Below are 16,304 nucleotides of genomic sequence, written 5' to 3'. Positions count from 1 at the left end.
AGAGTTTTAATGTAAAAGCTAAATTAGCTTGTTGAATCGGGCTTAACATTTAGCTTCTCTCAAATTTACTTTAGCAATAATTAAAAGGCGTTTTACTGACAAAACACCTGTTTTTGTTTTTCAATTTCCTAAGTTTATGTTGTTTTTTAAAGTAACAAAGATTAGAAACTTATGATTTTTAGAAAAGCAAAATTAGAAGATGTGCCAATGATTGTTGCAATGTTGGCGGATGATGCGTTGGGTGCAGCAAGAGAGCGTTTTGAAAATACTTTGCCAAGCTTATACAAATGCTTTTCAGAATATTGACAAAGACCCGAATCAGGAATTGATCGTTGTTGAAAATGAAAATGGGCAAATTATTGGCACATTGCAACTGAGTTTTTGGCAGTATTTGACGTACCGAGGTGGCATTCGTGCGCAGATTGAAGCCGTGCGTATTCATAAAGATTTTCGGGGCAAAGGTTTGGGTGAGCAATTTTTCCAATGGGCAATTGCGCGTGTCAAAGCAAAAGGTGCTCATGTATTGCAATTGACTTCGGACAAAAAGCGTCCTAAGCCATTCGATTTTATGAAAAACTAGGTTTTGTAGCTTCGCATGAAGGCATGAAGTTACATTTTGCAAAAAGATTAGCAAATAAGGAAATTTTTTAAAAAAATAGGTTTTAACTAAATAACTCGCTTTACCAATGAAGTTTAGGTCTTTTTCCGATACGAAATATTTATGGCTAGTAATAGTTTTGCTCTCCATCATAGCCATTCTATTTAAATCTATTTACAGGGAGTATATTTATTCCAATGAGATTAATGATTTTGGGATTGCAGACTCTTCTCCCAATTTTTTTTGCAAAACTTATTATCATACTTTTTTATTATGTTCAGTATCAGAAAGTATCCTTAAAGGTGTATGCTTTATTTGCGGCAATTGGTCTTATTGGATATAAGTTGATTCAAGGAAGTGTATTTAAAAGCAATATCTTCGACTATAAAGATATCTTGGCTTCGATAATAGGAGTTACGATGGGATATATCATTTGTTCCGGATTTAAAATAGGAGCGCTATTTAATAGTCCTATCCGGTAGGCTATGGCTGACAACCAAAAATAGGTACCGCACATCAGAGGTGATGGCGATACCTTAACATGTATATATACGGAAATGTTGAACTTGCGTCAGGACAATGCTTTGATCCGCACCAATAGCTCTTCAAAATGAAAAGGCTTGGTCAGATAATCGTCGGCTCTGCAATTGAAGCCTTCGATTTTATCTTGGATGGTACTAAGGGCTGTCAGCATCAAAATGGGAACATCTGTTTTGAGCCTCCGTACGTGCTTGCATATTTCTGTCCCGTTTAGATGGGGGAGTATGCCGTCTAAAATAAGCAAGTCAAAATCTTGTTCCATAGCTAGTTTTAAGCCAGTAGCCCCGTCATAGGCGACCTGTACTTGGTGTCCAGCCTCATGCAGTCCCTTTTTTATAAATTCGGCAACCCGAACTTCATCTTCTACCAAAAGAATATTCATAGCGATGTATCTGCTGTTTTCGTTAGCGAATTTGCTTTTTATTTGTCGAAAAAATCTCAACATTAGAAAAATATAATGGGATTGTACAACTTTTGCTGACTTTTTTGTTTCTTACGATGTTTTTATGGTATTCTATTTTTTCGTTTCTATGCTACAAGATTATTTACACCTTTTTCCGAATCATAATGCAAAAACTGTTCCGACAGTACGACTGTCGGAACAGTTTTTAAGTCGATATCCCAAGTTGCCAAGGGAGTATGCTGATTTTGTGGAATCCTTTTCGTTGCTCTCTAATAAATCGGATACGACTTGGTTCAATAGTGCTGGGGATTTCAACGGTAAAGAAGAAGGCGGGTTTCGTTGGGACGAATTCGAGCAGCAATCCTTAGTAGCTTTTGATGGGGATACGGTTGGTCAGGAGCAAGTGCGCGATTTTTGGAACCAGCATATTCCGATAGTGCTTTCTGTCAAAAATGGGTATAGTCATTTCTCGATGGGAGTGGGAGATCGCAATCTTGGAAAAATCTATTTTGGAGAAGAACCCGATTATGAAGAGGTAGAATGGGTTGCGGATAGTTTTTTGGTGTTTATGGAAGCTTTGAAAGCAGGGCAGCTGGCTGAAAAATATCAATACCTCTTCGCTTAATTAGGGGAATTTCGATAAAACCAAGCAACGAATGTTACCACGTAGAAGAGAAGGGTGATAATTTCGTCGCTTGGTTTTGAGTGATAAAGCAAAAGGTAGTAAACTACTTCTTTATAATTTTTCTAATTCTGCTGTTAGTTAAATCTGCCACCACAATATTTCCTTCGGGATCTATTGTGACATCTGTTGGTTGATTGAATTTTGCGGAGGTTCCGTAGCCATCCGCAAAGCCTTGTGTAGAACCTGCAATAGTGGTAACGACTTGTTCTGTTAAATCTATTTTTCTAATCTTATGTCCCCCTAGTTCAGCAATGATCAGACTGTTTTCTGCCTTATGGTAGGCGATACCATAGGGTTGATTAATGGTAGCTGTTGTAAATGGTCCATCTATAGATCCTGCAGTAGTACCAACTAGTGTGGAGAGTGTTCCATCCGGAGATAGTTTTCGGATCCTGTTGTTCATTCTATCTGCAATATATAGATTTCCCGAATCGTCAAGAGCTAAACCCGATGGAAGGTTTAGTCTAGATACTGATTTACTGCCATCAGCATATCCTGGCGTACCATTTCCTGCAAGAGTAGTGACAGTTCCGTCTGTACTGATTTTCCGTATAACGTGGTTGTTGTCGTCGGCTACGTATAGGTTTCCTGTTTTATCAAAGATTACATCCACAGGTCGTTTAAACCTTGCCGTGGTAGTAGTACCGTCCACTAGGCCAGGCGAATTTGTTCCAGCATATGTCGTGACATTGCCTGAATTATCGATTTTTCGTATGGCACTGTTTCCTCCGTCTGCGACAAAGATATTTCCATTGTTATCAGCAGCTATTTTCCATGGATAATTGAGTCTAGCTATATTTGCAGGACCATTTATGTAGCCCGACAATCGGTTGTTACCTAGTAATGTGGTGATCTCGTCGCTGTTTTTTGCTATTTTACGTACGGTGTTATTATCTCTGTCCGCAATATAGAGATTGCCCAAGTTGTCATACTCAACCCCTTCACAATACCAGAGCTTGGCTGATAAAAGTGGTCCGTCTAAGAATCCCCTTTCTCCTGTTCCTGCATAAGTGATAACTTTGTAAAGCAATTCTTTCACATCATAGGTAAATACTGAAGAGAGGACTAGCTCGCTGTTCATGTATACTTTTACCTGGGCTTCATTGGCATTTTCTTTTCCGGGTATCACTGCAAGAACTTTGTCGTTGTATTTTTCTATGATGTTAAGATCCTTGTCGTTAAATGTAATCCTTATGGAGGAATTGTTCAGGTTATTACCATACACTGTAAATATATCCTCTTCGAATCCTGTTTGTGGAAAAGAAGAAACGACGTTTTGTTTTGTTACTCCTTTAAGCCGTTCTTCACTCTTGTTGCAGCTGCTCATTATCAATGCCCCTAGGAATAAAAAACATGTTATTATAAATATGTTCGTTTTCATATAAATCATTTTAGTTATTACTCAATATAACCCAGCCATTTCCAACGCTACGTTCGTAGCCATCACTTACGCGGTTACGGACTTGATATGTTGCGGATTTTGGGTGACGGATAATAAATGTAGAGGATCCGCCACCATCTAAATTAATAGCTTCCTCACATCCTAGGCCATACATGAATTGGGCTAAATCGGGTATAGTCAATCCATTAGAATAGTCGAATTTCCGACCATCTACTACGGCAAAGTACAAGATATTATCTTTTGTGTAGCCAGCCGCAGTTCTGGGGTGTCTGCTGCTGCTCAACGAAGTTAAATCTGGACTGGTGGTTACTGCTCCTTCTTTAACGAGCCTGTGGAACCCGCCAATAGCATTGTAAAGACCGTTCTTGTGTGAGGTGTATTCATCTATTCCGCCCATGATTGGATTACCTGTTGCGGTAAACCCTAAAAAGGTTAAATAGTCATAGGTCATGGTCGATTTGATGATTTTTCCATCCAGATGGACTACGCTCATTGGTTTTTTAGCTGCATCAAAGAAATCTCCATTTACGGCGCCGACTATTTTTTTTCCATCTGGAACATTGGCAAAACTCAGCATATCTCGTACGGGTTGAAAGGTCGTCGGGTCTTCTGCTCCATAAGCAGTTACAGGGATTATCGTGTTGCCAGCTACATTTAGATCTACACGTAAGATAAACGCTCTTGTGGTGTATCCGTTCATAGACAAGTAGTGTACATCAATTTCATCCACACCGTTAGCGATGTGCATTAGGCTGTCCGAATATACCCGAGAGATGAGGTTTGTTTTGTTTTTTAGCTGTTGAACAAGTTCTGTTGTCGGTTCTGTATCGATTGTCACTGTATGTTCTTTTTTATCGCATGAAAAGAAAACAGTTGATAAAGACAAGTATAGTAGGATTAACTTTTCCATTTTTTTATTATTAGTTAGAATAACCTTCGTTTGGTTCCAATTGATTGTTTAACATCAGCTCATCTGATGGAATCGGGAATTTTTTATAATGATCACTAATCCCCAGTGTGGATGTCAGCCTATTTGTTCTGACCAAGTCATAATACCTGAAGCCCTCAGCATAAAGTTCCTTTCTTCTTTCTTCTAGAATAAGATCTAGAAAGTGGGTTTCATTAGCTGTTGTAGTAGTTGTGAGGCCTCGTTTTGAGCGTAGATCATTAAGTCTCCCTATGCCATTAATATGGCCCTTGGCCTCTGCGCTGATTAGAAACATTTCTGAAAGGCGGATGATAATTAAAGGGTCTCTTCCTGCCTGTCCGCTTGGAAATTTATTGACAATGTTTAAACTATTGTAAGTAGTAGCCGAGTAATCTTTTCGGTTGTCACCAGAAGTGTATAAATTCATAGCTTCGTTCGTCGGTTTGTATACATAAGAGCCTCCTGTCGAGTGGGAGTAAGTATAAAAAAACTGGCCACTGAGGTTTACACTGCTTTCTTCCAATATATTGGCGAATGAAAAGATTGTTTCTGTATTATCTTGCCCGCGGAATATTTTGGAGTAATCGTCTAATTGGAAGGTGCCTGAGGTAATGATCTCTTCTGCTAGTATTGCAGCAGTAGGTTTGTCTCCACGCATCAGTTTTACTCTAGCCATTAACGCTTTGGCAGCTTCGCTTGAAACATAGAAGTATGATTTTGCTTTTGCTCTATTAAACGAGGGGAGCAGTTGCATTGCTAACGACAAATCTTGCTCAATCTGTGTCCATACTTCAGCTTCCGAATTTCTAGGGATTTTTGCATCGGAGGTGACAGTAAGCAGCGGAACCCCTCCCCAGCGAGTCACTAGATTGTAGTATGTCAGCGCCCTGAAAAAATACGCTGTTCCTAATAATGTATTTTTATTTGTAGAGGAGGGAAGATCTTCTACAGATTGTATAGCGGTGTTGGCATAGTAGATAGCTCGATAGTATCCATTCCACCCAGTTTTCAATATGCCATTTTCAGGACGTAATATGTTTTCGATGAAAGGAATAATAGCTGATCCCGAACCTGCAGAAGAATTTATTAAATTACCTCCGACGAGATCAAAAAGTATGTACGATTCCGATCCAGCATTGTTTTGAGCGGTATTGTAGATGCCATTGGTTAATGGGACGATATCCTTTTCGGTAATGTTTCCGGGAGTGACCGCCGATGTAGGATAAAGATTCAGGACATCCTTACAGGAGGATAAAGTCAGCATTACTGCTGTGCAAATACTGAAAAATATCTTAAGTTTCATTGTGTTAGATTTTTAGGTTTAAACCGAAATTTATTATACGGGGCTGAGGTAGTATCATATTGTCTACACCAAAATACCGCGGATCAAAGCCACTGCTCACTTCAGGGTCCATGCCAGGGTATTTTGTGAATAGAGCTAGGTTGTCTGCCTGTATGTATAATCTTAAGTCTTTGATTTTTAGTTTGCTCAACGCTGCGGATGGAAGGGTGTACCCCAACATTAGGGATCGTAATCTGATGAAGGATCCGTCGTGCAAAAACCTTGTGGTATTCTGATGATTCCATGTGCTGCCATAGATAGCTCTAGGATACTCATTCGTGCTGCCTTCGGAAGTCCATCTGTTATAAGCAGCTCCCTCTAAAATGTTGAATAAACCTCCAATACGCTCTATTTGTTGCATTTCTGCACTTTTGAAGACATCACTTCCAAGGGAGAATGTTAAAAACATAGTGAGATCAAATTGTCCGTAACGGAATGTGTTGTTCCAACCCCCATAAAACTTTGGGTTACTAGAGCCTATTATCTGTCGATCATTGACGTCTATTATGCCGTTTCCATCTACATCTTCTATAATGATGTCTCCTGCTCTTATATTGTTGTTGGTGTATAAGGAAGCGGGTACATCGCTGTCTTTTTGGTATACACCAAGCATCTTGTAAAGGTAAAAGCTACCTATTTCTTCACCTACTTTCAAAACCCGGTTGTTGTCAAATATAGGTTCATCTCCCAATAGAGAAGTCAGTTTGTTTTTTACTGAAGATATATTGAAATCGGATGACCAGTTGAGTTTACCAAAATTGGTGTCTCCATGAATAGTGAATTCTATACCATTGTTACGCATTGAGCCGATATTGCTAATAATGCTGCTAAAACCAGTCGTTCCGTGCAGTGGTTTACTGTAGAGTAAGTTGTTGGTATTCTTGATGAAATAGTCTACTGTAAAACTCATTTTTCCTTGTAGAATAGCAATATCTAGCCCAGCATCGAATTGCTGTGCGGTTTCCCAGGTCAAGTCTCGGTTTCCAGCTGCCGTATTTCCAATGCCACTTTGGTTATTGTAGTTTTTGCCTCCAGACATTAATGCCTGATAAGCGTAACTGCTTATTCCGTCTTGATTGCCAGTTGCACCATAACTTGTTCTTAATTTAAGTTGATTGATTGCAGGAAGGTTCCAGAAGTCTTCTTTTACAATATTCCATCCGGCAGAAACAGAAGGGAAATATCCCCATCTATTTTCCGGACTAAATTTGGATGAACCATCAGCCCGTAGAGATAAGCTTAATAGATACTTACCTTGGTGAGAGAAGTTACTTCTGAAAAAGTATGACATCAATGTGTTGTCTGAATTGGAGGTTGAGGCATTAGCAATCTCTGCTGCTACTGAAAGTTCCTTGTAGGATGAACTCGGGAAGCCTTGTCCATCTATAGATGATGCTGATGTTGTTGTTTTTTGGAATGATTGTCCCAATAACAAGGAGTAATCTATAGACTTGAAGGAATTATTATAGGTAAAGAAGTTTTCGTTGATAAGGTTAGTCGATAGTCTCCTTCCATCTGAAATTTTTCCTATCCCTACGCCGTATGGATGTGTGTCTAGATAATGTTGAAAATCTACAGTGTATAACGCATCGACTCCTAACATAGTCTTAAAGACTAGGCCTTTGGCAATGTTTATATCAGAGGAGATGTTTCCTAAATATCTGTAGTTGTTTAATTTAACATCAGCTTCGTCCAATATTTGTATAGGATTGTGATATAGCAAATCTTCAGTTCCCCCAATATAATAGTCTCCATTGGGTTTGTACACGCGGTCAAATGGACGTTGTGGTATAGCTCTTCCAAAAACTGTAGAACCTAGGTTTGAACCAGGTACGCGGTTGTTTTTTGAATAACTTAGATTAGAGTTGGATGATATTTTCATCCAGTCTGTCACCTTGTGTCCCACATTTAGCTTAGAGTTGAACTTCTGCATTCTGCTGCTTTTGATAATACCTTCTTGATCAGTATATCCTGCCGAGAAGAAAAAATCTGTTTTATCTGTACCACTGCTGGCAGAAGCATTAAGATTCTTATAGCCTGCTGTCCTGGTTACCAAGTCAAACCAGTCGGTATCCGGTAAGCTTTGATAGGGATTGTATTTGTGCTCCATATAATTTGCCATACCTGGGGTGTAGCCAAACTGGGTGTTATAGTTATCTATCCCTTCATTGACTACCTCGAGGTATAGATCTGAACTTGCCATTTTTAACCTGTTTGCTTTAGGGATATCTTGGATACCTTGAGTATAATCTATATGAAAAGAGGAAACTCCCTTTTTACCAGTTTTAGTGGTGATAATGATTACACCGTTTGTGGCTCTAGACCCATAGATAGCAGCAGCGGCTGCATCTTTTAGTACTTCTACGGATTCGATGTCATTTGGATTTAATTGGGCCAAGACTCCCATATTTTCCCCCATGTTAATTAATGCGGCATTTTGCTTTACTACAGGTATACCATCTATGACATATAAAGGTTCGTTATTAGCTGTTAAAGAGCCTATTCCACGGATGCTAACCCTGTTTTGACCTCCTGGCGTTCCAGAACCCGAAGAAATGTTTACGCCAGCTACTCTACCTTGTAACATTTGTTCGGGGCCTAACACAGGTCTAGAGTTTTGTTCGGTAGGCTTGAAAGTGCTGATAGAGCCTGTTACATCGCTTTTTTTCTGAGTCCCGTATCCAATTACTGTAATCTCGTTAAGCGATTTGCTCGCCTCTTTTAGAATAACGTTAATTTCTGTTCCTGTCCCAACTGCTATTTCAAGTGTAGTGAATCCCATGTAGCTAAATATCAGAGTCATATTCTCTGAAGACTCTGAAATCGAAAATTTACCGTCCGCCGTTGTCGCAGTGCCTTGTGTTGATCCTTTTATCTTTACACTGACACCAGAGAGAGGATTGCCTTTTTCATCAGTTACCCTGCCTGTAACGATAACCCTTGAAGCAGGAGTGTTGTTTGTTGGGCGTTCTTTTGGTGTAATAACGATGTTTTTATCTTCTATGGTAAAAGTGAGGTTTACCTGATTCAAAGTTTTAACTAGAGCTTCGTCTAAGCTGGTATTGGTGAAATTAGTGTTGACTTTCAGTTCCTTATTTACGTGTTTAGGGGACCATAATACATTATAGCCAGTCTGCTTTCGGATTTCTTTAAAAACATCAGCAAGATTGATATTGCTGTGTTTTAGAGTGATCGTTTGACTAAAGGAGCTTTTTGCGCTAAGCTGCAAGAATGTACACAATAAAAATATTGTCGTGAGTTTCATAATTCTCCATATTTTAGGGATATAGCGGGGCAACCGCATAAAATTCTTCCAGTATATTTTATACATTTGAGTTCGTTTTTAAATTTTGAATTAATTGTTTCGTCACAGTTCGTTCGGCCCAACCTTGTTGGGAGAAGATTTAAGAGCAGCAAAAGGGGCGTTACCAGCGCTCCTTTTCACTTTTATACTCCTTTGCGCTTGTGTGGTATTAGTCCATGTTATTAATCGGTTTAATGTATTGGTTGAATTGTTATATATATTGTTATTGTTTTTTTGTTGAGTATACAGTCACTGTTTTGCCTTCTAATTTGAATTTCACAAGTTTTGTTAGCTCGAGCATTCTTAAAACTTTTGATACGTTAGAAAAACGAGTGATGCTCCCTTCAAACGGAAGGTTTTCTAGACTTTTGTCCTCATATTTAACGTCTAGATCGTACCAACGGCTTATTTTACGCATTACAGACGCAAGGTTCTCGTTGTTGAACATAAAGAGTCCGTTTTTCCATGCAGTTGCACTTTCAATATCTGTGCTGGTCACTTCAATTTTTTCATTTTGAAAAATAGATTGTTCCCCCGGTTTTAATAATATTTGGCTTTTAAGGGAAGACACGCGTACGATACCTTCAAGTAGGGTGGTTTTAATTTCGTTTTCGTCGCTATAGGCATTCACGTTGAAATGGGTGCCCAGTACCCTGACTTCTTGGCCGGTACTTTGTACGACGAATGGTTTTTGTTTGTTCTTTGCTATTTCGAAATAGGCTTCACCTTTTAGTTGTACTCTGCGTTCATTTAGAGCCGTGAAATTAGCAGGATACTTTAGTGAAGAGGATGCATTTAACCAAACTTCACTTCCATCTGGTAAGCGTAATCTATAGGTTTCTCCATTTACTGTAGCCAATTCATTGATATTGTCAGAATCAGTATTGCTTCCAGTAATTTCATAGATGACTTGGCCGTCTGTTGTTTTAGTGATGATAACACCAGCTTCTTGTGCCAGCGTGCCATTTGCCGCACCCGTTAATTTTATTTTTTTTCCATTTGCAAGTGTTAACGTTGCACTGGTTTTGCCTGGAGCAGCATCATTTGCGTATGTATCATAACTCAATGGCTGTTTGTTTGTGTTTTTAGATTGATAATAATAGCCCCCTATGGTGATGGAAATAATTATAGATGCGGCTGCAACGATACGACGCCATAGAATAATAGGCCTAGTGACTATAGGAGACTGTTTTGTGATTTCGTTGAAGATTTCTTCTGAACGGTTATCTCTCAAGTTTGTGCCATCTTCGTTGTTCATGCCGTCCCATGTGCCATACACTAATTCCTGCAAATAAGGTTGGTTTTCCGGAATTGATAAGGTATGGATCCAATCTTGCAGTTCTGCAGCTGTAAGACTGTCTTGCAAATATTGTTGGTGTAGATACGCTATTTTTTCTTTGTCTACCATAATGAATCTTTACATCGCCTCCTAAATTTGATGATTTCTTGTGTTGTGGTTTTAACAGTAGGACGTTACAAAGAGAGAAAGTGGGTAATGAGAAAATTAAAAAATTTTCAAGATAGGTATGATGAGCAGTAGAGAGGCTCTATTTGAATGCTTTTCTATATAGTTCCGTACAAAGCGTAAAGCTAGTTTCATGTGCGTTCGAACAGTTAGAGGAGATAGGTTCAATTGTTTGGCGACCTCATCGTTTTTAAATCCTTGTTCTTTGCAGAGCTGGTAGACTCGTCTTTGTTGTGTAGGCAAGCGTGTAACAGCTTCGTTTAATAATGATTTGAAATCTTTTAGTAAGATGCTTTCTTCGGTCTCGTTGTGGAAGGGTTGGTTGTTTTCATCGTCTAAATAAGTGCTGGTTTTTAATCGTCTTGCCCGACTACGAAGCATATCAAGAGATTTGTTCCCAGCAATGGTGCATAGGTATTTTTGAAGATTTTCTAACCCTGTTAGTGCCTCGCCCATTAACCATAATTTAAGAAACGTTTCCTGTACGACCTCTTCAGCGTCTGCTTCTGATTTAAGATACCACAGTGAAAAAGTATAAACATTTTTGTGATAATGTTCGTACAGTTTTTTAAAAGCATAATGGTCTCCCTTAGCAGTTTTTGCTAATAATTCCTGTTCGTTGAATAAAGGACGGATGGCCATCGTATATTTGAATTAATTTATAGAAACTCGCTCCAATAATAGCAAAACAACTTCAATAATAGTAATCTTTTCAATGAGATAGTAAGAATTTAATATCTACTTAACACCACTGGGTATAGATTCTTTTGGAAAGAAGTGATATTCCAAATATCTCCCATGGTAATGCCTAGCTGTGGTACAATGTTAGAGAGGTGGTTTTGTCAAGGTGCTGATTTCGATAAAACCACTGGTTTCGGGGATTCTTTTCCTTGCATTGTCTCCTTAGTTTTGCTTTTGTAATTCAACAATAGAATTCATCAAAGCGTTTAAAACTAAAAAATATAAAAAATGAAAAAACAACTATTGACAATCGCAGTGCTTTCTTCGTTGCTTTTTGCAGCCTGTGGAGAGAACAATAAAAAGACGGAGAATAATGCGCAGACTACAGAAGAGGCTGGAAAGAGCGGGTCCGCATCCGACAAAGGCGAATCAGAGCAGGGAGGTAATTTTCTGACCAATCGGGATGCATTGAAAAAAGCAGAAGCGGAATTGAAGGATATGCCTAAATTCAAAGGTAAAGATGTTAAGGTGTTCCAGAATATTCACTTCTATGAGGATGGTCGTGTACAATTGGCTCTTCAGGATCCCGATAAACCTGAAAATATCGATGATTACCTATTCCAAGGTGGCAAGTGGCAAGAGCCTCAGGCGGTGCAGATTTCGGGCGATGGCGATATGTCTGCCAATGTATTTTCATTGAGTACGCTCAAATTTGAGACGGTAGCTGATATTTATAAGCAGGTGGAGGAACAATCCAAAGAGGTGGAAGGTGCCAAAATCGATGGCCATATCTACTATAATCTAAATGTGATGCACCAAAGTGGGCAATGGATAACCGGAGTACAAGGTTCGCGTGGTCAGTACTCGGGGTATTTTAATGCAGATGGTAGCTTAAAAGAATTTAAGAAAAACTAAGGTTGCTTTGTTTTAATACTGTTCCGTAAAGAGGGGGCCATAACGGCTCCTTCTTTCGTGTTTTCAGTCTTCTTGGTCCAATATGTCATAAATACGTTCTGTAGGACGTGCAATTACCCCTTTATTCCCCTTAATGACAATAGGGCGTTCCATCAATATAGGATATAAGAGTAATACATCTATCCATTCTTCATCGGATAATAATTTGCTGGCAAATTTCTCCTGGAACAACGGTTCTTTTGTGCGGATTAATTCTAGCGGCTTTAATTGTAGGATTTGTAAGATACGCGTTAGTTCTTCTTTATTCAGAGGATGTTCCAGATAAGGAATGATGTCTACGTTCGCCTGCTCTTTTGTCAGTAATTCCAATGCAGAGCGGCTCTTGCTGCAGCTGTTGTTGTGGTATATGCTAATGTGGAGAGCTTTGCTCATTTGACTTTGATATGGTGTTAAAATATATTAAAAAGAGTAAGCAGTCTCGCTTTTCGTTTCCGACAATACAAAATAAGTCTGTACCGTATTTACATGAGGGAGGACAGCCAGTTTATGCCTTAGGAACAAATGATAGGCATCCATGTCTCTAGTAGCTATACGCAGCATAAAGTCATAGGAGCCCGCCATCTGGTAGCATTCCATTACTTCGGGAAACTTAGCAACTTCACGTTCGAATTCGTTGAGAACTTCATAGGTATGCGCTTTTAAGAATACCTGTGAAAAGGAAATGAGTCCAATGCCTATTTTGTGGCGGTCCAAAATAGCTACTGTTTTACGAATGTAACCCGCTGCCTTAAGCTTTTTAACTCGTTCGTGCACAGCGGCTATGGATTTGTGTAGCTTTAAAGACAGCTCTTTGTTGCTGTAAGTTGCATCCTCTTGTAATAGTTTTAGTAACTTTCTGTCTGTTTGGTCTAATTCCATAACGTATTTTTTTTGGTGACGCTGCTAAATTACTATTTTAATCTGTATTTTTTATTGCTTTTCTTTTGCTGTTCGATAAAAATTATTGAATTATCAGTATTGTGTTGAATATTATTTTGTTTTGTTAGATTTTTGCATAGTTTGATATGAAGACCATATTATAAACGGATAATAACTGTAAAAATAATTTATTAAAATAAATAATGATAGAGGAAACTACTTTTAGCAAATGTTTGTCTCCAGAGTTGGATAGTCGCTTTAAGCATTTGTGGTGTTTGGTTGGAAATACACCTATGCTAGAATTGCAGTACGTGTATAAAGGTAAGCCAGGTAAGATTTATGTGAAATGTGAAAACTATAATCTTACTGGTAGTATCAAAGACCGTATGGCGTTGTATATTCTTTATAAAGCCTATATGAATTGCCAGATCAAGCCTGAGGATATGATTGTGGAAGCGACCAGTGGAAATACAGGGATTGCATTTTCAGCTATTGGTAAAGCACTGGGACATGAGGTGAAAATCATTATGCCAAACTGGTTGAGTAAAGAACGTATCGATATTATCAAAAGTATGGGGGCCGAAATCCAATTGATCAGTAAGGAAGAAGGTGGTTTCTTAGGTAGTATCCGTCTTAGCGAAGAACTCGCTGCACAGGGTGGTGTGTTTTTGCCAAGACAATTTGAGAACGAATACAATGCAGAGGCTCATGAGTTGACTACAGGTAAAGAGATTGCCTTGCAGTTAGCTAGCAAAGGCTTGGTAGCAGATGCTTTCGTCGCTGGTGTTGGTACTGGTGGTACAGTGATGGGTGTGGGCAAACAGTTGAAAAACTATAACCCCGCAGTCAAAATACATCCATTAGAGCCTCAGGAAAGCCCTACACTTACAACAGGTTATAAAGTTGGAGCACACCGTATTCAAGGTATCTCTGATGAGTTTATCCCTGCGATCGTTAAGTTGGATGAACTGGACTCAGTTGTTTGTGCTTCAGACGGCGATTCTATTATTATGGCGCAAAAATTAGCAGGTCAATTGGGCTTGGCAGTTGGTATCTCTTCGGGAGCCAATGTAATTGGAGCGATCAAGTTGAAAGAAGAGTTAGGTGATGATGCGGTTGTTGTTACCTTGCTATGTGATGATAATAAGAAATATTTGAGTACAGACCTTGTTAAAGAACAACCTGTAAAAGAAGGATATATTTCTACAGATTTAGATTTTTCAGGTTTCCAACCGATTGCAAGATTGGAGAAACCTTTGTTCGGTTCGAACATATTATAAAGATTTGTTTCAGCCTAAATTTATTTAGGTGTTGTTTGTGTTTGTGTGGTAAGCCGGGATCTTCGAGTCCCGGTGAGCCTCACTTAAATTGGTTTATTAAAAACTAATCCCTTTAAACTAAAATTATGAAAGCATTATTATATGTTTTTGCTGTTTCATTGCTGTTGTTTTCTGGTATAGCTATTGGCCAGGAGGTGGATAGTCTGGTCGATTTTGGCGATGTTTCATTCACGGATGGAGCGGCATCTGACAGTTCGCAGCTTAGTGCTGTTCCTGATGATCTTGTTTTTTCAGACGGACAGGACAGTGGCCAAAGCCAGGTCGACAGTACATCGATATCCAATGATACAGCGGGGGCAGTTACTCCAGCAGGTGCCGACGGCGAGGACAAGTCCATGTGGGGCATATTTATTGCCGGTCTTTTGGGGGGCTTTGCGGCATTCTTTATGCCTTGTATTTTCCCAATGGTACCGCTTACGGTGAGTTTCTTTACCAAGAAATCCGGAAGCCGTTCGCAGGCGATATCACAGGCCTTTCTTTATGGCGTCTTTATCATCGTAATCTACGTTGCCTTAGGTATGTTGATTACGATTGCATTTGGCCCCGAAGCATTGAATGAACTGTCTACAAACGGTATCTTCAACTTCTTCTTCTTCCTGTTATTGGTTGTTTTTGCCGCATCTTTCTTGGGTGCTTTCGAGATCACACTTCCGAGTTCATTTGTCAACAAGATCGATGCGCAGTCGGACAAGGGGGGATTGATCGGTCTGTTCTTTATGTCGGCGAGTCTGGCAGTGGTGTCTTTCTCCTGTACAGGACCGATTATCGGTACTTTATTGGTCGAAGCTGCGACACGCGGTGAGCGCCTTGGCCCTGCGATCGGTATGTTGGGATTCTCCATTGCTTTGGCTGTTCCTTTCGTATTGTTCGCCATGTTCCCTTCGATGTTGAAGTCCATGCCTAAATCGGGCGGTTGGTTGAACAGTGTGAAGGTCGTTCTGGGATTCCTGGAATTGGCATTAGCGCTTAAATTCCTTTCCAACGTGGATCTGGCCTACAACTGGAACTTCCTGGACCGTGAGGTGTACCTGGCCCTGTGGATCGTGATATTCGGACTTTTGGGACTCTACCTGATCGGCAAGATCCAGTTCTCACACGACAGTCCATTACAGTTCCTGTCCATTCCGCGCACGATGATCGCCATCTTGGTGTTCTCTTTCGTGGTGTACATGGTTCCTGGATTATGGGGAGCGCCTTTGAAAGCGATCTCGGCCTTCCTTCCTCCGATCGGAACACAGGATTTTGACCTGAACAATCTGACATTGAGCGCCGCTGGCCCGGCACATACAGGCGGAGCGGATGCCAATAGCCGTAAGCATTATACCTATTTCCACAGCAAGTCGACGATCAAAGGATTGGATCCGTACTACGATTACGACGAAGCGCTGGCAGCAGCAAAGGAACAGAAGAAGCCGTTGTTGGTGGACTTCACGGGCTGGAACTGTGTCAACTGTCGTAAGATGGAGGCTGAGGTATGGAGCAGTCCGAAGATCAGGGCAATGCTCAATAACGAATTCATTTTGGTCGAGCTGTATGTGGATGACAAGGTGTTGACGCTTCCAGAAAGCGAGCACTATGTGTCTGACAAAACAGGCAAGACTATCAATACGGTGAGCAAGCGCAATGCTGATTTTCAGATTACCAAATTTGAAAGTAACTCACAACCTCTGTATGCCCTTTTGGACAACGAGGGAGAGCTGTTGGTTCCGACAAGCGGTGCCATCTACGATATCGAGAAGTATGGAGCTTTCCTACAATCGGGTATCGACGCTTTCAAAGCAAA

At 40.0% G+C, this 16,304-nt stretch carries 15 protein-coding genes; 6 read left to right on the top strand and 9 right to left on the bottom strand.

The genetic code is table 11. The annotated features are described in order from the left end of the window. The first annotated feature begins 229 nt into the window (after positions 1-229). Together M472_RS27910 and M472_RS27905 are read left to right on the top strand one after the other, a co-directional pair. Entirely contained in the window at positions 230-580 is a 351-nt protein-coding gene (locus M472_RS27910) for a GNAT family N-acetyltransferase (RefSeq protein ID WP_235049484.1), read from the top strand. Between the two features lie 215 nt (positions 581-795). Continuing rightward, positions 796-1,080, top strand: a complete 285-nt coding sequence (locus M472_RS27905) for a hypothetical protein (RefSeq protein ID WP_235049483.1) — start codon at positions 796-798, stop codon at positions 1,078-1,080. Positions 1,081-1,169: 89 nt separating this feature from the next. Here M472_RS27905 and M472_RS27900 read toward each other — a convergent pair whose 3' ends face one another. Next, positions 1,170-1,520, bottom strand: coding sequence for a response regulator transcription factor (locus tag M472_RS27900; protein ID WP_031301410.1), 351 nt, complete (start codon positions 1,518-1,520; stop codon positions 1,170-1,172). A 148-nt stretch (positions 1,521-1,668) separates the two neighbouring features. On the opposite strand from M472_RS27900, the gene M472_RS27895 reads away from it, so the two are divergent. After that, entirely contained in the window at positions 1,669-2,166 is a 498-nt protein-coding gene (locus M472_RS27895; RefSeq protein ID WP_144062641.1) for an SMI1/KNR4 family protein, read from the top strand. A gap of 103 nt (positions 2,167-2,269) precedes the next feature. Here M472_RS27895 and M472_RS27890 read toward each other — a convergent pair whose 3' ends face one another. From M472_RS27890 to M472_RS27865, 6 genes are all read right to left on the bottom strand, one after another. Next, the gene (locus tag M472_RS27890) at positions 2,270-3,607 is read right to left on the bottom strand and encodes an NHL repeat-containing protein (RefSeq protein WP_158499874.1); all 1,338 of its coding nucleotides are present in this window, start codon (positions 3,605-3,607) and stop codon (positions 2,270-2,272) included. A 10-nt stretch (positions 3,608-3,617) separates the two neighbouring features. Beyond that, positions 3,618-4,538 (bottom strand): phosphodiester glycosidase family protein, encoded by a 921-nt coding sequence (locus M472_RS27885; protein ID WP_081643094.1) that lies wholly within the window; start codon positions 4,536-4,538, stop codon positions 3,618-3,620. A gap of 10 nt (positions 4,539-4,548) precedes the next feature. Continuing rightward, complete coding sequence (locus tag M472_RS27880) at positions 4,549-5,859, bottom strand: RagB/SusD family nutrient uptake outer membrane protein (RefSeq protein ID WP_031301406.1); 1,311 nt, start codon at positions 5,857-5,859, stop codon at positions 4,549-4,551. A 4-nt stretch (positions 5,860-5,863) separates the two neighbouring features. After that, positions 5,864-9,229 carry a TonB-dependent receptor gene (locus tag M472_RS27875; RefSeq protein ID WP_021069136.1) on the bottom strand — a complete coding sequence of 1,122 codons (3,366 nt, stop codon included), beginning with the start codon at positions 9,227-9,229 and terminating at the stop codon, positions 5,864-5,866. Positions 9,230-9,425: 196 nt separating this feature from the next. Continuing rightward, a complete protein-coding gene (locus tag M472_RS27870) occupies positions 9,426-10,610 on the bottom strand; it encodes a FecR family protein (RefSeq protein WP_021069135.1) in 1,185 nt (394 codons plus the stop codon). Between the two features lie 96 nt (positions 10,611-10,706). Continuing rightward, entirely contained in the window at positions 10,707-11,309 is a 603-nt protein-coding gene (locus tag M472_RS27865; protein ID WP_021069134.1) for an RNA polymerase sigma-70 factor, read from the bottom strand. A gap of 327 nt (positions 11,310-11,636) precedes the next feature. Between M472_RS27865 and M472_RS27860 the strand changes: the two genes are divergently transcribed. Beyond that, complete coding sequence (locus M472_RS27860) at positions 11,637-12,263, top strand: hypothetical protein (RefSeq protein WP_021069133.1); 627 nt, start codon at positions 11,637-11,639, stop codon at positions 12,261-12,263. Between the two features lie 63 nt (positions 12,264-12,326). Here the strand turns inward: M472_RS27860 and M472_RS27855 are convergent, their stop codons facing one another. Continuing rightward, positions 12,327-12,695, bottom strand: a complete 369-nt coding sequence (locus M472_RS27855) for an ArsC/Spx/MgsR family protein (protein WP_021069132.1) — start codon at positions 12,693-12,695, stop codon at positions 12,327-12,329. Positions 12,696-12,722: 27 nt separating this feature from the next. Continuing rightward, a complete protein-coding gene (locus tag M472_RS27850; RefSeq protein ID WP_021069131.1) occupies positions 12,723-13,181 on the bottom strand; it encodes an Lrp/AsnC family transcriptional regulator in 459 nt (152 codons plus the stop codon). 203 nt (positions 13,182-13,384) lie between these two features. Between M472_RS27850 and M472_RS27845 the strand changes: the two genes are divergently transcribed. Further along, complete coding sequence (locus M472_RS27845) at positions 13,385-14,461, top strand: PLP-dependent cysteine synthase family protein (protein WP_021069130.1); 1,077 nt, start codon at positions 13,385-13,387, stop codon at positions 14,459-14,461. 125 nt (positions 14,462-14,586) lie between these two features. Further along, positions 14,587-16,304 (top strand): protein-disulfide reductase DsbD family protein (locus M472_RS27840; RefSeq protein WP_021069129.1); only part of this gene is annotated, 1,718 nt, incomplete at its 3' end.

The sequence above is a fragment of the Sphingobacterium paucimobilis HER1398 genome (assembly GCF_000416985.1).
GTDB lineage: Bacteria > Bacteroidota > Bacteroidia > Sphingobacteriales > Sphingobacteriaceae > Sphingobacterium > Sphingobacterium paucimobilis.
The sequence above is the reverse complement of the archived record's forward strand: the minus strand, read 5'-3'. Positions and strand labels throughout refer to the sequence as shown.

What these genes read in the sequence shown, in the direction of transcription:
- M472_RS27910 (WP_235049484.1), top strand. Translation starts at nt 230, where the DNA reads ATGATGCGTTGGGTGCAGCAAGAGAGCGTTTTGAAAATACTTTGCCAA.
- M472_RS27905 (WP_235049483.1), top strand. Translation starts at nt 796, where the DNA reads ATGAGATTAATGATTTTGGGATTGCAGACTCTTCTCCCAATTTTTTTT.
- M472_RS27900 (WP_031301410.1), bottom strand. Translation starts at nt 1,520, where the DNA reads ATGAATATTCTTTTGGTAGAAGATGAAGTTCGGGTTGCCGAATTTATA.
- M472_RS27895 (WP_144062641.1), top strand. Translation starts at nt 1,669, where the DNA reads ATGCTACAAGATTATTTACACCTTTTTCCGAATCATAATGCAAAAACT.
- M472_RS27890 (WP_158499874.1), bottom strand. Translation starts at nt 3,607, where the DNA reads ATGAAAACGAACATATTTATAATAACATGTTTTTTATTCCTAGGGGCA.
- M472_RS27885 (WP_081643094.1), bottom strand. Translation starts at nt 4,538, where the DNA reads ATGGAAAAGTTAATCCTACTATACTTGTCTTTATCAACTGTTTTCTTT.
- M472_RS27880 (WP_031301406.1), bottom strand. Translation starts at nt 5,859, where the DNA reads ATGAAACTTAAGATATTTTTCAGTATTTGCACAGCAGTAATGCTGACT.
- M472_RS27875 (WP_021069136.1), bottom strand. Translation starts at nt 9,229, where the DNA reads ATGTATAAAATATACTGGAAGAATTTTATGCGGTTGCCCCGCTATATC.
- M472_RS27870 (WP_021069135.1), bottom strand. Translation starts at nt 10,610, where the DNA reads ATGGTAGACAAAGAAAAAATAGCGTATCTACACCAACAATATTTGCAA.
- M472_RS27865 (WP_021069134.1), bottom strand. Translation starts at nt 11,309, where the DNA reads ATGGCCATCCGTCCTTTATTCAACGAACAGGAATTATTAGCAAAAACT.
- M472_RS27860 (WP_021069133.1), top strand. Translation starts at nt 11,637, where the DNA reads ATGAAAAAACAACTATTGACAATCGCAGTGCTTTCTTCGTTGCTTTTT.
- M472_RS27855 (WP_021069132.1), bottom strand. Translation starts at nt 12,695, where the DNA reads ATGAGCAAAGCTCTCCACATTAGCATATACCACAACAACAGCTGCAGC.
- M472_RS27850 (WP_021069131.1), bottom strand. Translation starts at nt 13,181, where the DNA reads ATGGAATTAGACCAAACAGACAGAAAGTTACTAAAACTATTACAAGAG.
- M472_RS27845 (WP_021069130.1), top strand. Translation starts at nt 13,385, where the DNA reads ATGATAGAGGAAACTACTTTTAGCAAATGTTTGTCTCCAGAGTTGGAT.